This window comes from Acinetobacter sp. 789_lipA (assembly GCF_058242845.1).
This window is the reverse complement of record NZ_JBZAYS010000001.1, coordinates 1,395,020-1,409,534: the sequence shown is the minus strand read 5'-3', so window position 1 is coordinate 1,409,534 and position 14,515 is coordinate 1,395,020. Positions and strand designations below refer to the sequence as shown.

The following is a 14,515-nucleotide window of genomic DNA, read 5'->3' as shown; positions in this document are numbered from 1 at the left end:
GTTTAGATGATGAGCAACTAAATAGCATTTAATGCCTAACACTGCAAATGCTATTCACATTATGCAACGCTTTAACTGTAATCAGAATCGTATTTGGACTGATCTTAACCTCAATTTTTTAGTCATATCAATAAAAAGCAGAACCGAAGTTCTGCTTTTTCACTCGTTCACAGTTTAGATTTTACCGTGGCACTGTTTATATTTTAGACCTGAACCACATGGGCAAGGCGCGTTACGACTCGCAGGTGCCGCAAACTCTTCGACTGGCTCGTACTGTGCATCTACTTCTGCGAATTGGCTTTGATCATCGGTCAACAAACCATCAAAGTCGGCATGCGACAAGTTCAATTGCATCGCTTCAGCTTGAGCTTGCTTTTGAGCTTCCATTTCAGCCAGCTCTTCAGCCGTTGGTACATGTACGCGAGATAAGTCAGTTACAACATCCGATTTGATAATCGCCAACATATTTACAAATAAGTTATACGCTTCTTTTTTGTATTCTTGCTCAGGATTTTTCTGTGCATAACCACGTAAGTGAATGCCTTGACGTAAATAATCCATCGCTGCCAAGTGATCTTTCCAGTGACGATCCAGCGAGTTCAACATGAAGTGACGCTCCAGCATAACTGCTGTTTCATCGCCCATTTGCTCACGGCGGCTACGGTAGCGCTGTACCACTTCATCAGTAATACGTTCAACCAAAGATTCTTCATCTAAACGACGGTCATCTTCCAACCATTGATTGATTGGCAAATCAATCGCGAGGTCTTCACGTAACGCTTTTTCAAGCCCGTCAATATCCCATTGATCATGAATTGACTCAGGTGGAATATAGTTAGAAATCACGCCTTGCATCACATCACGTTGCATCTCTTCGATATAATCTTGCAATGTGCTTTCGGCCAAAACCTCATCACGTTGAGAGTAAATAATTTTACGCTGTTCGTTGTTGACGTCATCGTATTTCAATAAGTTCTTACGAATATCGAAGTTACGTGCTTCAACTTTACGCTGCGCATTTTCAATCGAACGTGACACCATTTTATGCTCAATGGCTTCGTCTTCTTGTAAGCCCATCGCACGCATCATGCCCACAACACGATCACCCGCAAAGATACGCATTAAGTCATCTTCAAGTGACAAGTAGAAACGTGACACACCTGGGTCACCCTGACGACCTGCACGACCACGAAGCTGGTTATCAATACGACGTGATTCATGACGCTCAGAACCAATGATGTGTAAGCCACCCGAACTCAATACCATTTCATGGTTTTGTTCCCATTCGGCTTTTAAGCGCGCTTCGTCTTCAGCAGTTGGGTTTTCAATTTTTGCCAGTAAAGCTTTCCAGTTACCACCGAGCAGAATGTCTGTACCACGACCTGCCATGTTGGTTGCAATGGTTACTGCTCGCGGTGCACCCGCTTGCGCAATAATATCCGCTTCACGTTCGTGTTGTTTTGCGTTCAACACTTCATGCTGAATGCCTGCATCACGCAATTTATCAGAAAGAATCTCAGACGCTTCAATCGTTGCAGTACCAATCAAAATTGGGGCTACACCAGACTCATGCACGCGTTGAATTTCTTGAATAATCGCGTTGTATTTACCATTACGATTTAAATAGATTAAATCGTTTTGGTCGAGACGAATCATTGGACGATGCGTCGGAATGATCACCACGTCTAGACCATAAATTTCTTTCATTTCCGCAGCTTCAGTATCGGCAGTACCGGTCATACCCGAAAGCTTTTTGTATAGACGGAAATAGTTTTGGAAGGTTGTGGTTGCAAGCGTTTGGTTTTCAGGCTGGATTTCTAAGCCTTCTTTTGCTTCAACTGCTTGGTGTAAACCTTCTGACCAGCGACGACCTGGCATGGTACGTCCTGTGTTTTCATCGACAATGATCACTTCACCATCATTGATGATGTAGTGCACATTGCGTTGATATAAGTAATGCGCACGAATGGCAGCAGTCACATGGTGAACCAAGTTCAGGTTGGTCGATGAATATAGACTTTCACCTTCAGCCAACAAGCCCATCTCAATCAGTTCATTTTCAACCGTTTCAAAACCAATTTCTGTCATTTCAACAGAACGTTGTTTTTCATCAATCCAGAAATGCCCGCCATCCGCGACTTTTTCTTCTTTCTGCGCATGCAGTTTGGGTGGAATGCTATTGATTGCAGCATACAACTGTGAAGAGTCATCACTTTGACCTGAAATAATCAACGGCGTACGTGCTTCATCAATTAAGATCGAATCGACTTCATCTATGATGGCATAGATCAAACCACGTTGTTTTTTCTCAGCAAGCGAGAACACCATGTTGTCACGTAGATAGTCAAAGCCAAATTCGTTGTTGGTACCGTAGGTAATATCGGCACGATAGGCTTCAGCTTTCTCTGTTGGATCTTGCATGGAATAGATAATCCCGATGCTTAAACCCAAAAATTCAAAGAGCGGACGGTTTAATTCAGCATCACGCTGTGCCAAATAGTCATTCACGGTAATGACGTGAACACCTTGAGCACTAATCGCGTTTAAATAACACGCCAAGGTACCCATTAGGGTTTTACCTTCACCTGTACGCATCTCTGCAATTTTACCTTCGTGTAAGGTAATACCACCAATCAACTGTACATCATAATGACGCATGCCCATGACACGCTTAGCTGCTTCACGGCAGACGGCAAATGCTTCCGGGAGTAATTTATCGAGGCTTTCGCCCTTGTTATATCGTTGTTTAAATTCTTCAGTTTTTGCAGATAAGTCTGCATCGCCAAGAGCGGATATCGTCGGCTCGAGCGCATTAATCTTGTCTACGATTTTACGCATGCGTTTGAGTTCGCGCTCATTTTTGGTACCGAAGATTCCTCCGATCAGACTTGCCAACATGAATAGACTCTCTAAATCTTGCTTGTCAAATGAATATGTTTTCTTAGTCGTTATTATGGTGCTAGAAATTTGAAGTACAAGGGCTTTACACAAAACCATTTAAAAAATCTATTCATTGTTTCTAGCCCGTCGAATCTAAGGCAAACTAATGTAACAAATTTTAAACAGCCGACATAGAGATTTCATCCGACCTCATCAGGATTCAACGGTCTTTTTTAAAGTAGCGACTTTAATTGTTTGCAGTTATTCAAGGTTTTACTTTCAAGCGCTTGATTTTGCCGCAGCGAGGCTTTCACCCCGTTATTGGACTGATTTGGATTCATACGCTGCAGGAAACCCAAGAGTTGTTCATCATTGACTCGCATTGCGGTAAGAATCGGAACAAGCTGTACGCAGGTAATATTATAGACATTACTCGCATTCGTATTCTGACCTTGAGCTAACTCTCGCTCGAGAGCCTGTGAAAGGGTGGCTTTACGCTGTTTGAGGCTTTTTTGAGACGCTAGATATTGATCTGTAATTTGTTGTGGCGTTTGACGAGCAGTACTCACTTGGGCTTGTTTCAATTGCCCACCATTCTGCGCATGGGTTACTTCTAGTCCCCATAATACTAAAGTCAGGGCTACCCCTATTTTTTCATTGTTCGAATACTCAAGTTTTTTATACTTTGTGGAATTGCTTTAAAAAACAACTATAAATCAATCATGAAAAGAATTATAGCCAATTATAAACCGATCCTATGCGCGATCAATTCTATAGAGCGATACACTTCACAGCAGCAGAAATAATCTCGTCTAAACACTGTTACCAAATACGCAAATAAGCGGTCTCTAGAGCAACAATGAGGTCATCTTTGGCATACCCAAATACAGAACACCTATCCGACCAATTATGAATATTTTGTATAAACAAATAATAAAACACTATTTTTCATGCAAAAGAAATTGCGCCATAGTGATGTTCATTCCATAGACATAAAGATAATTTGAGGTTCAACATGAGTTTACGTTTAGGCGACATCGCACCCAACTTTCAACAGGCTTCGAGCGAAGGAGAAATCGATTTTTATCAATTTTTAGGCGATAGCTGGGGGGTACTGTTTTCACATCCTGCTGACTACACGCCAGTATGTACCACCGAGCTTGGCTTTACCGCAAAACTCAAAGATGAATTTGAAAAACGTGGAGTAAAAGCCATTGCCCTCTCAGTCGATGATGTCGAATCGCATCAGGGTTGGATCAAAGACATCAATGCAACCCAAAACACCACGGTGAACTTCCCGATCATTGCCGACCAAGACCGTAAAGTGTCTGAGTTATATGGTTTTATCCATCCCAATGCCAGTGAAACATTAACGGTTCGCTCTTTAGTGATTATCGACCCAAACAAAAAAGTCCGTTTGATTATCACTTATCCTGCATCAACAGGTCGTAATTTTCATGAAATCTTACGCGTAATTGACTCACTACAGCTGACCGATCATCACAAAGTTGCAACTCCTGCGAACTGGCAACAAGGTGAAGATGTAGTGATTGTGCCATCACTCAAAGATGAAGCTGAAATCGCACAGCGCTTTCCGAAAGGCTATAAAGCAGTTACCCCGTATTTACGCCTGACTCCACAGCCTGAGCAAGGATAAAATATTCTGCTGTTGCAACAGACAAGTGAAGCCCGAAGTTTTGACCGAGCGGACCGATTGAAAATAAAAAAATGGGGCACTGAACTCCAAACAATCCAAAAGAGGAAACTAACCCATAAAAATATGTCAAAGACACCTTGTATGATCGTTTCAAACTCCAATGACGAGCCGAGTTTGAACTTTTGAAAGCCTGTCAATCGACAGTAATGCCAGTCAGTTAAGAAATTGACTGGCATTTTCTTGGATATTTTTGTGCTTTAATTTTCACTACTCGCGGACATTGCCTTTGCCTTTTTTCAGGTAATACAAATATTTTAGATTGTTCAAATAATTGCGCTAAATGTTTGGGTAGGTTTCCTGCTGATTCTAAAGGTGTGTGCCTTAAGATATTGATAATACTCATAGATGCAACATGGAAACTGATCCTTAAAGGACTCACCTTTGCATGTTCAGCGATAAACCTCATCTGTCTTCTTAAGATATTATATGCAATAAATACCCCCCACAATTCTTGATAGACCAAATCAGGCTGTTTGCTTCTAGGACTTACGCAGTATTATTTATAGATTCTCTGTGGTAGCAGATGATTTTTATCGAGAATAAAGTCATCAATGAAGTCTTTGATGATTGGTCTAAATAATTTCTTCTGCCAACGATATACATTTTCAAAGATCCGCTCAAACTGGTTCTTTTGTATCTCGACGTAGGCCATCAAGGCTGAAAAAATATGATTCAAAATCAGTTTAGATCGTCTTACTTGAAACTTTTCAATATGACAAACCTGTTTAATCACTCGGTGATATTGTTCTATTTTCCAATGACTTGAATGTAATTCATGAAAACCCTCAAAGGACAATAAATCATCTTCATCTTGATGCACAATATAAAACCTCTGCTGTTCTTTTAACTGAGTCTTAAATAATTGTACAAAGCCAAAATCTTTGAGCCAGACCACTTGACCCTGATGGAAATTCGGCAATAAACGCAGTTGAAACCATTGTCCTTTTTCTGGGGAAACCTTACGGTTACAGTCGATACCAAACATAAATCGAATACCATGTTTTCTTATGGTTTTTAGATTTGCAGTCGATGAATACCAACTATCACCTGTAATAAATTGAATCTTTGCACCCCAACTGAGTACTTCACTTAACATATCCATAAAGTAATCATTCTTGGTTTTACTTTCAGATTTGTCATAAATTCGGAAATTAATTGGAATATTTTGACCATTTTGATCTGTCGCATACAAGGTAATGAGATTAATACCCTTGACGGATCGGTGGTGTTTGCCTGACCAAAAATAGCTAACTAAGTCCATATGCTGACTATACGGTTTATCTAAAACAGTATCATCAATACTGACTATAAGTTTATTATTATCAATATGTTGAATTGCTTCCTGATATAGGTCGTGAGGTGTGTAGTCTTCACGCTCTAGAAAGCGATTTACACTATCATGCGAGATATTATAAGTCTCGGCAAGTTGTGTGCAGCTAATAGAGTTCGGTTCTGTCATGAGAAAGCCCATATAAATGGGTAGAGTACAAGTTGCTGTAGAAGCATGTTTAATTCGTCTGATCACAGATACTTTATAAAGTATTTTAATACTTTTTTGAATCCGTCAATGCGTAAGTCCTAGCTTCTTAAAATCCTTGCATCCTGTAAATCACTTTTAATTTCCCGATAACACATTTCTATTTCCCAACGCTGGATATAAAGCATTGCAAGGTCTTTGAATGGATAAACTTTAGAATCTGTTAATGATGTAATGTAACGTCTTATTTTTCCTGCATATTCAACTTCAATTAAACGTGCTTCCCAATAGTCACCCAATGACGGATTTATCTTTTTTGCTCTTGCTGAAACAGGCATTTTGATCTGAAAGTCATGGGCCGCATTATGATGAATCACTTCATAACGCAGGTTGTCCTTTGCTCGCATCAACCAATGACTCTCTTCTGCCTGAGATTGCCAGCTCACTAAAAAATCAGCAGAGAAGTAAGCACGATCAAATAGGGTAATACTGCGAACTGGTGCTTTTAATTGACTGGCTAAGGTTAATTCACCTTGATCCATACTGCCCATTTGGGCATCAATCATTTCATGGGTATTGGTATTCACCAGGCAAGTCGCTCTAACTTGTGGGTAAGGTGCAGCTGCTGTTTTGCCTTTGGATGAACCAAAGTGCTTAAAGTTTTCTTCTGTATGAGGCATAGACCAAACCACACCATCTACAGCACAAACGCATAGACCGTGAAAGTTGCTATATTGTTGTTGTGAGTCTTTAAACCATGCCTGACTTAATGTCGAAAATAAAGCACTCATGGGTTCTAAGCCTAAGCGTTGTCTTGCTTGTACGGATGCACTCGGTACACAGTATTCTGCCGTACCGAAAACAAGTTGCAATTGTTGAACCACATACCAAATCGGTTGATTTCGAAATAGAGCAAGTCCGATTACCAGCCAAACAACATGTTCAGCAGGCAGTTTTCTTTTTCGAATTGATGCTTTACCTGTTTGGTCTAAGCAATCTTCAATCCAGTTTAAATCAATCAATTCACTGAATTGTGAAAGTGAAGGTAAGGTTTGTTTTAATGTTAAATCTAGATTCTGAGATAAATTCATAAAAAAAGAGCGTATTTACATACGCTCTTTTTACAGCATTTTAACTTTTTTTGCTTAACTGACTGGCATTAGTCAATCGACAGGCTTTTTTCCGCTTAAAGCAGATACACATGACTCTTTAACAAAATCAAACTGTTAAAACTCACATCTTCCGCTATAACAGTCCAAACAATACGATAAAAACGACTTTATGATTTATAACATTCACCATTTACATTGCGGCACCATGTGTCCAGTGTGTGCCCCTCTCTTTGGTCAAAAAGGTTTTCAAGCTAATGTCGTGTGTCATTGTCTTTTGGTTGAAACAGATCAAGGGCTGGTGCTGATTGATACGGGCTTAGGCATACAGGACTATCTACACACCAAACAGCGTTTGGGGCAGTTGGTGGCTCGAATTGGAAAAATTGAACAAAACTTAGAATTAACAGCCATTGCACAAATCCAAAAACTTGGCTTTAGCCCAAAGGATGTCAAACACATTTTGGTTTCACATCTGGATTTTGACCATGCGGGGGGTATTTCCGACTTTCCCAATGCAACAGTACATATCCTGTCTAACGAATATAATGCTGCACAAAACCTGAAGTCATTTAAAAATAAAGCCCGTTATAAAACACAACAATTTCAGCAGCATCGCCATTGGCACTTTATTGAGCCGATTCACGGTGACGCATGGTTTAATTTGACTCAAGTGCAAGGGTTTGACTTATTTCATAATGAGATTCTTTTGATTCCACTGTTTGGGCATACTGAAGGCCACTGTGGCATTGCCATTAAAACCCAACAAGGTTGGAAACTCTTCTGCGGGGATGCTTACTACTCCCACCTAGAACTTACCCCCCAAAACAGACTTCGCAGCTTAAATGCCTTGGAAGTATTTTTTGCCGAAGATAATGCACAGCGTTTAAGTAACTTGCATAAAATTCAACACTTGGCACAGTCTGAACCAAGTATCGAAATCTTTTGCGCACATGACCCTGTTGAACTTTCACACCATCAGAGCCTGATCCTATGACCAAATATCTTGTTATGCTTTCTCTGTGTATCAGTGTTTCTGGCTGTATGACTACACCTGGGCTGCCAGAGACAGAGCGTCCACAACACTGGGGACAGTCGATGCAGCCTGAGCATAATTTCTATCAAATCAGTAAAACCATTTTTCGTAGTGAGCAACCCGATCAAAATTTAGTTCAGAGTTTAAAAGCACAGAAAATTGATGTAATTATTAATTTACGCTCACGCAATCAAGACCTGAAAAAACTATCCAACCAAGGGTTTGAACTGGTACATATCCCCATTCATACATGGGCGATTGACCGAGAAGACTTGTTAAAGGTGATGCAGCAAATCCAACTTGCAGAGCAAAACCAGCAAAAAGTTTTACTGCATTGCTACCATGGTTCAGACCGTACAGGCGCCAGTGTGGCCATGTACCGCATTATTTTTCAAAACTGGTCTACCACTGATGCCTTGGCTGAGATGAAACATGGGGGTTATGGTTTTCATCCAATTTGGCAAAATATTGAGCCATTATTCAGCCCTGAAAATATAAAATGGATTCAACAGCAACTGTTGAATCCATCTTAGTGAAGGCAACTGGGTTGAACCCAATTTTAGCGTTTATCGAGTGGCACCCAGTCAATCACCCATGCGGACTTCATGCCGAGGCTCGCATCTGAAGTAATCTTCTTGCGGGCTGCATCGGCAGTATCACGGTCTTTAGATGGCCCCACCATAATCCGTACGCCTTTAGAGGTTGGACTTTTAGTGACCTTATAGCCCTTGGCACGAAGCTTAGCCGCCAGTGCATCCGCATTGGCTTCATTGGCAGCCAATGCCACCTGTACCATCCACTGCTTATCGCCATGTTCAAGTAAATCACGCGCTTTCTCAGCTTCCGCCTTTTTCTTGGCTTCATCAGCTTTACGCTTTTCATCTGCCTTACGTTTGTCTTCCGCTTTTTTATCAGCATCTGCTTTACGTTCAGCTTCTTTTTTCGCTTCAGCCTTACGCTCGTCTTCTGCTTTACGTTTAGCCTCTGCTTCTCGCTTAGCTTTATCTTCAAGTGCTTGCTTTTCTGCTAAGGCTTTTTGCTCAGCCAGTTTTTTTGCAGCCGCTGCTTTTTCAGCTTCAGTACGCGCTTGCAGCTTTTGCTGTTCCAACTTCTTTACTTCAGCCGCTTTGTCCGCAGCAATTCGCTGTTGCTTGGCTTTTTCATCTTCAACCAATTCTGGTGGAATGTTGTCCGAGCTTTGCTGTGCAGCATTACGGTGCGCATTCAACGCGGCATATTCTTCTGCTGCTTTACGTGCAGCATCTGCTTCGGCTTGCTGTTGCATTGCTAAAAATTCGGCCGCACGAGCTTCTTGTTCAGCAACCGATTTTTCACGTGCTACACGTTGTTGTTCCAGTAAACGCTTTTCTGTTTCAACATCAACCGTTAACGGCTGAAGTTGAACCAACTCACCTTCGGCATTACGTTGCACATTTTGTGTGACTAGCTCTGGTGTTTTAATATTATTTTGATGTATTTCTTCTTTGCCTTTAAGCAGTAATGCCGCCAAAAGGACACCACCACCTAATAAAACAACGCCACCCATCCAACGTTGTTTGCTATTCATTGACATTCTTCCAAATACTCCCATACCGCTTCTAAGGTATGAAATGAACCACATACCAAAATCAGCTGATTATTCTTTGTTTCGTCGAGCGCTGATTTAAAAGCCAATTTCACACTGTCAAAGTGCTGCACATGTTGCCCTTGCAGCGCTTGATCCAATTGTTCAATTGGAGCTGCACGCGGGACAGTTAATGCCGCAATTTTCCACATTTGTATGGAATCTTTCAATAACTCTGTGACAGATTTCACATCTTTATCTGCCAACATCGAGAAAACACTGACTACTTCAGTGTACTGTTTATTGTATTTTAGGAAATTTCGCAATTGATTTAATAAAAAAGCAACACCATGCGGGTTATGCCCTGCATCAAAAATTACCGTTTTGTTCTGTATTTGGCGAATTTCAAAACGACCTTGCAATTTTGCATTTTGAATTCCTTCAGAAATAGCCGCTTGAGTGACAGTTAAACCACTCAATAAAACAGCAGCAACAGCTGTTGAAATATTCTCAACCGCCAATGTGCCGAGAGGTAAATTTAAAGTGGTGCCGCTGGATGCAAACATCCATGACTGACCATGCTCACTGCGTTGATAAAAATAGTCACGATTCACTGCATAAAGTTTTGCAGCACAAGCATCCGCTTTATCGATAATCGCTTGAGGGATTTGTTGTAAGCCGCCAAACACCACAGGAATATTGGGACGGATAATGCCTGCCTTTTCAAAGGCAATCTTTTCAATGGTATCGCCCAGCCAGTCAGTATGGTCTAAACCAATATTGGTGATCACCGCAACATCGGGTTCAATCACGTTGACCACATCTAAGCGACCGCCCAGACCGACTTCAAGGACCCAAACATCACATGCTTGGTCTTTAAAAATGACAAAAGCCGCGAGTGTGGTCGCCTCAAAGAACGAGAGGCTTAAATCACAATCACGGCGCGCTTGATCCACTTGTACAAAAGCATCGACCAAGCTTTGGTCATCGACCTCTACACCACGCAATTTGACCCGTTCATTAAAACGGTAAATATGTGGTGACTGATACAATCCCACCTTATAGCCTTGCGCATTTAAAATGGCAGCCAATGTAGTGGTGGTCGAACCTTTTCCATTGGTTCCCGCTACAGTTAAAACTTTGGCATCGGGACGTGTCACACCGAGCTTTTCAGCTACAGGAATGACCCGTTCCAATCCTAAATCAATCCCCGTAACGTGAACATGGCCCCAATAATCGAGCCATGTTTCTAAAGAGTCTGTTGCAAGTGGTGCTGTGTTCAAGACAAATTCATCAGTTTCGCGACAATACGATAAACTGTATCACGTAATGCGTGACGGTGAACAATTTGATCGATTACACCATGATCAAGCAAGTATTCCGCACGCTGGAACGGCTCTTCTAGCTTTTCACGTACCGTTTGTTCGATCACGCGTTTACCTGCAAAACCAATCATCGCTTTCGGCTCTGCAATATGTACATCACCGAGCATTGCTAAAGATGCCGTTACACCGCCGTAAACTGGATGCGTCAACACCACCAAATATGGCAGACCCGCGTCTTTCATTTTTTGGATGGCCGCTGAAGTACGCGCCATTTGCATCAAAGACAACATGCCTTCTTGCATACGTGCACCGCCTGAAGCAGCAAAGCAAATCAGAGGTTGTTTGTCCGCAATGGCTTTTTCAGCCGCTTGCACAAAACGGTCACCAACAACCGTACCCATTGAACCACCCATGAAGTCAAATTCAAAGGCACAGGCAACCAAAGGAATACCTTTAAGTAAACCTTGCATCACCACCAAGGCTTCAGTTTCACCTGTTTTGGTCTGTGCTTCACTCATACGCGCTGGATATGGCTTTGAGTCGACAAATTTCAACGGATCTTTGGCTTTAAATTCTTGTCCCAATTCTGTTTGCACTTGGTCAAAGAACCAATTCAAACGATCACGGGCTTTCATACGCAAATGTTCATCACACTGAGGGCAAACATACGCGTTAAATGACATTGCAGTACGTGTAACAAGTGCATGGCACTCAGGGCATTCAATCGTTGGTTCTGTAAACGTCGCCTTGAGTGAGGTTTGCTCATCAGGTACTTGAATACCGGGTACACCACGTTCAGTCCATGGCGTCGATGGGCTTAGGATTTTCCCTGATTTAACATCTTGACTCATACTAACTCATCGAGCGCTGCTCGAAGCTCCTTGACTTTATTAACCGTTTCAACCACGGCTTGTTCTGGTGCTAAGCTTGCAAATTGCTTAACAAAAGCACTACCAACAATCACAGCATCAGCCACTCCGCCCATTGCTTTGGCAGATGTCGCATCACTGATCCCAAAACCAACACCGACAGGAATATCTGTTTCTGCTTTAATTTTTGCAATTCGGTTTGCAGCTTCAGCAACGTCTAAAGTTGCTGCACCTGTGACCCCTTTTAAAGACACGTAATAGATGAAACCACTCGCTTGTTTCACCACATGTTTAATGCGTTCGTCCGTTGAGGTTGGCGCTAGTAAAAAGATTTGATCCATATCAAATTGCTTCAATACAACATCAAGCTCTGCTGCTTCTTCTGGTGGTAAGTCCACCAGTAGAATGCCATCGACACCACATGCATGCGCAGTCGATACAAACTTTTCATAACCAATGACTTCAACAGGATTCAGATAACCCATCAATACGACTGGGGTCTCTTGATCCTTTTGACGGAACTCTTTGACCATATTCAAAGCATCTAAGGTATTGGTACCACCTGCCAATGCGCGTTCTGCAGCAAGGGCAATCACAGGACCATCTGCCATAGGGTCTGAAAATGGAAGACCGAGTTCAATCACATCTACACCCGCCTCAACCATCTGATGTAACAAAGGAACTGTTACCTGTGGATGAGGGTCACCAGCCATAACATAAGAAACCAAAGCTTTACGCTGTTGAGATTTAAGCTGTCCAAAACGAGTGGCTAAACGTGACATAGGGTTGTGCTTTCCTTAACTTGTTTAAAATTAAAACTACTGAGGAGTTGGCTTTGTAAAAATACAAGACGCTGCATTGTAACGCTATTTTTTACTCATTGAATAGAGCACATCGCGTTCGCGTTCCAATTCATTTTTCGTCAAATATTTTCAGAACAACCGTAAAGCACCATTTACTGATATTTCGGTTTTTTTCTCAATGATCAAAGATGCCTAATTTTAGGAAATACCAAAATGTCTAAGTTTTAGATAAACTTATTTTTATTTGAAAAAAAATGATAAAAATAGACGGCTTAGCTTTTACATTTAAAGTTTTATGAAATAGCAAAACCTGCATTATACTACGCACATTCTTTCATTTCCCTATCTCCTATGACCACCGATAACTCAGGTTTAGTGCAAGCACGTGCGCTTGCGCTGTTACCGCTTATTGTTTTTTTAGCCATTTTCTTAGGCAGTGGTATTTACCATTCTGTGATTGGAACCGAGTTTGCGTTCTATCAAATGAAAGCGCCTGTTGCGGCCATTCCTGCCATTATTTTGGCGGTGTTGATTTACCGCGGTGAGCTAAATCAAGGCATCGAAACCTTTCTGCGCGGTGCAAGTCACCCGAACCTCATCTTAATGTTTATGGTGTTCATGCTGGCAGGTGCATTTGCCAGTACCACCAGCGCCATTGGTAGTGTCGATGCCACAGTGCAAATGGGCTTGTCTGCGATTCCACCAGCCTTTGTGTTACCGATGCTATTCATTATTTCAGCGTTCATTGCAACAGCAATGGGTACCTCAATGGGCACCATTGCGGCCTGTGCACCGATTGCCTTTGGTTTCTCTCAAGCCACCGATATTGCTGCTGTCTATGCCATAGGTGCGGTCGTGGGCGGTGCGATGTTTGGTGACAATCTTTCAATGATTTCGGATACCACCATTGCAGCCACCACCAGTCAAAAAGTTCAACTTCGAGACAAGTTTCGCGTCAATGTCTGGATTGCAGTACCTGCGGCTTTAATCACAATCGCGATTTATGTCTTTAGCATCCATCAAACCGAAACCATTCAATCCAAAGACTTTAACCCTTGGCTAGTATTGCCCTATGTGGTGGTGTTTTTCCTCGCATTCAGTCGTTTACACGTGCTTGCGGTACTTACAGTCGGTGTAGTGCTCTCTGGGGTGATGGGACTGATTACACAGCCAGAATTTACGGTCATTCAACTCAACACAGCCATCTATGATGGTTTTGTCGGTATGTTTGAAGTCGCTTTACTGTCGATGTTCTTGGGCGGTCTTTCGACCATTATGCAAAAAGAAGGTGGACTCGACTGGCTTATTCAACGCATTTACAGCCTCACCCGTTTATTTAAAGTTGGTCGTGAGCGCGCAGGTGAAATCGGATTAAGCTTTTTGGTGGTTTTCTCCAACATTTTTGTGGCCAACAACACTGTAGCGATTATTTTATCGGGCGATATGGCGCGTGAAGTCGCTAAAGAATATGGCGTAGACCCAAAACGTGCAGCCGCTTTGCTCGACATCTTTTCATGTGTTGTACAAGGGCTTATTCCCTATGGTGCACAACTTCTATTGGCCTGCTCAATTGCAAAGCTTTCACCAGTTGAACTCATCGGCAGCATTTACTACTGTTGGATACTAGCAATCTTTGCCATCCTTGCGATTGTATTCCGTTTTCCACGACTGAAATCAGTCTGATCATTTCATACATTTCAGTGCCTCTCCAAAGGCGCTTTTTTTATGCCAGCTG

At 42.0% G+C, this 14,515-nt stretch carries 11 protein-coding genes and 2 pseudogenes; 4 read left to right on the top strand and 9 right to left on the bottom strand.

The genetic code is table 11. The features are described 5' to 3' along the window. Positions 1 to 174: 174 nt before the first annotated feature. Positions 175 to 2,898: a preprotein translocase subunit SecA gene (gene secA, locus AC4CUZ_RS06750; protein ID WP_114837870.1), complete on the bottom strand. Its 2,724-nt coding sequence runs from the start codon at positions 2,896 to 2,898 to the stop codon at positions 175 to 177. A gap of 215 nt (positions 2,899 to 3,113) precedes the next feature. Then, complete coding sequence (locus AC4CUZ_RS06745) at positions 3,114 to 3,464, bottom strand: hypothetical protein (RefSeq protein WP_490747409.1); 351 nt, start codon at positions 3,462 to 3,464, stop codon at positions 3,114 to 3,116. Between the two features lie 431 nt (positions 3,465 to 3,895). Between AC4CUZ_RS06745 and AC4CUZ_RS06740 the strand changes: the two genes are divergently transcribed. Further along, on the top strand, positions 3,896 to 4,537 hold the full coding sequence (locus AC4CUZ_RS06740) for a peroxiredoxin (protein WP_178928712.1): 642 nt from the start codon (positions 3,896 to 3,898) through the stop codon (positions 4,535 to 4,537). Between the two features lie 217 nt (positions 4,538 to 4,754). Here the strand turns inward: AC4CUZ_RS06740 and AC4CUZ_RS06735 are convergent. The 3 genes and pseudogenes from AC4CUZ_RS06735 to AC4CUZ_RS06725 all read right to left on the bottom strand — a co-directional run. Further along, positions 4,755 to 5,078 (bottom strand): annotated as a pseudogene (locus AC4CUZ_RS06735) (IS4 family transposase); the annotation flags it as partial. Between the two features lie 15 nt (positions 5,079 to 5,093). Next, positions 5,094 to 6,122, bottom strand: coding sequence for an IS701 family transposase (locus AC4CUZ_RS06730; protein ID WP_490747408.1), 1,029 nt, complete (start codon positions 6,120 to 6,122; stop codon positions 5,094 to 5,096). 56 nt (positions 6,123 to 6,178) lie between these two features. Beyond that, a pseudogene (locus AC4CUZ_RS06725) lies at positions 6,179 to 7,165 on the bottom strand (IS4 family transposase); the annotation flags it as partial. Between the two features lie 190 nt (positions 7,166 to 7,355). On the opposite strand from AC4CUZ_RS06725, the gene AC4CUZ_RS06720 reads away from it, so the two are divergent. Both AC4CUZ_RS06720 and AC4CUZ_RS06715 read left to right on the top strand, forming a co-directional pair. Continuing rightward, entirely contained in the window at positions 7,356 to 8,180 is an 825-nt protein-coding gene (locus tag AC4CUZ_RS06720; protein WP_490738240.1) for an MBL fold metallo-hydrolase, read from the top strand. Beyond that, complete coding sequence (locus AC4CUZ_RS06715; protein WP_004697794.1) at positions 8,177 to 8,752, top strand: dual specificity protein phosphatase family protein; 576 nt, start codon at positions 8,177 to 8,179, stop codon at positions 8,750 to 8,752. Before AC4CUZ_RS06720 ends, AC4CUZ_RS06715 begins: the two co-directional genes overlap by 4 nt. 26 nt (positions 8,753 to 8,778) lie before the next feature. Here the strand turns inward: AC4CUZ_RS06715 and AC4CUZ_RS06710 are convergent, their stop codons facing one another. Genes AC4CUZ_RS06710 through trpA form a run of 4 tightly spaced genes read right to left on the bottom strand, consistent with a single transcriptional unit; the run spans position 8,779 to position 12,759 of the window. Beyond that, on the bottom strand, positions 8,779 to 9,792 hold the full coding sequence (locus tag AC4CUZ_RS06710; protein ID WP_410551838.1) for an SPOR domain-containing protein: 1,014 nt from the start codon (positions 9,790 to 9,792) through the stop codon (positions 8,779 to 8,781). After that, positions 9,783 to 11,066 carry a bifunctional tetrahydrofolate synthase/dihydrofolate synthase gene (gene folC / locus AC4CUZ_RS06705; RefSeq protein WP_183173860.1) on the bottom strand — a complete coding sequence of 428 codons (1,284 nt, stop codon included), beginning with the start codon at positions 11,064 to 11,066 and terminating at the stop codon, positions 9,783 to 9,785. Before folC ends, AC4CUZ_RS06710 begins: the two co-directional genes overlap by 10 nt. Then, positions 11,063 to 11,959, bottom strand: a complete 897-nt coding sequence (accD, locus tag AC4CUZ_RS06700; protein ID WP_004697788.1) for an acetyl-CoA carboxylase, carboxyltransferase subunit beta — start codon at positions 11,957 to 11,959, stop codon at positions 11,063 to 11,065. Before accD ends, folC begins: the two co-directional genes overlap by 4 nt. Continuing rightward, positions 11,956 to 12,759: a tryptophan synthase subunit alpha gene (trpA, locus tag AC4CUZ_RS06695; RefSeq protein ID WP_004983629.1), complete on the bottom strand. Its 804-nt coding sequence runs from the start codon at positions 12,757 to 12,759 to the stop codon at positions 11,956 to 11,958. The genes accD and trpA overlap by 4 nt, the downstream gene beginning before the upstream one ends. Before the next feature lie 372 nt (positions 12,760 to 13,131). On the opposite strand from trpA, the gene AC4CUZ_RS06690 reads away from it, so the two are divergent. After that, positions 13,132 to 14,463, top strand: coding sequence for a Na+/H+ antiporter NhaC family protein (locus AC4CUZ_RS06690; RefSeq protein WP_234304517.1), 1,332 nt, complete (start codon positions 13,132 to 13,134; stop codon positions 14,461 to 14,463). The last annotated feature ends 52 nt before the right edge of the window (positions 14,464 to 14,515 follow it).

Excerpts from the sequence above, each read along its gene's own strand:
- AC4CUZ_RS06710 (WP_410551838.1), bottom strand. The coding sequence starts at position 9,792 with ATGTCAATGAATAGCAAACAACGTTGGATGGGTGGCGTTGTTTTATTA.
- AC4CUZ_RS06740 (WP_178928712.1), top strand. The coding sequence starts at position 3,896 with ATGAGTTTACGTTTAGGCGACATCGCACCCAACTTTCAACAGGCTTCG.
- AC4CUZ_RS06720 (WP_490738240.1), top strand. The coding sequence starts at position 7,356 with ATGATTTATAACATTCACCATTTACATTGCGGCACCATGTGTCCAGTG.
- AC4CUZ_RS06715 (WP_004697794.1), top strand. The coding sequence starts at position 8,177 with ATGACCAAATATCTTGTTATGCTTTCTCTGTGTATCAGTGTTTCTGGC.
- AC4CUZ_RS06690 (WP_234304517.1), top strand. The coding sequence starts at position 13,132 with ATGACCACCGATAACTCAGGTTTAGTGCAAGCACGTGCGCTTGCGCTG.
- accD (WP_004697788.1), bottom strand. The coding sequence starts at position 11,959 with ATGAGTCAAGATGTTAAATCAGGGAAAATCCTAAGCCCATCGACGCCA.
- secA (WP_114837870.1), bottom strand. The coding sequence starts at position 2,898 with ATGTTGGCAAGTCTGATCGGAGGAATCTTCGGTACCAAAAATGAGCGC.
- trpA (WP_004983629.1), bottom strand. The coding sequence starts at position 12,759 with ATGTCACGTTTAGCCACTCGTTTTGGACAGCTTAAATCTCAACAGCGT.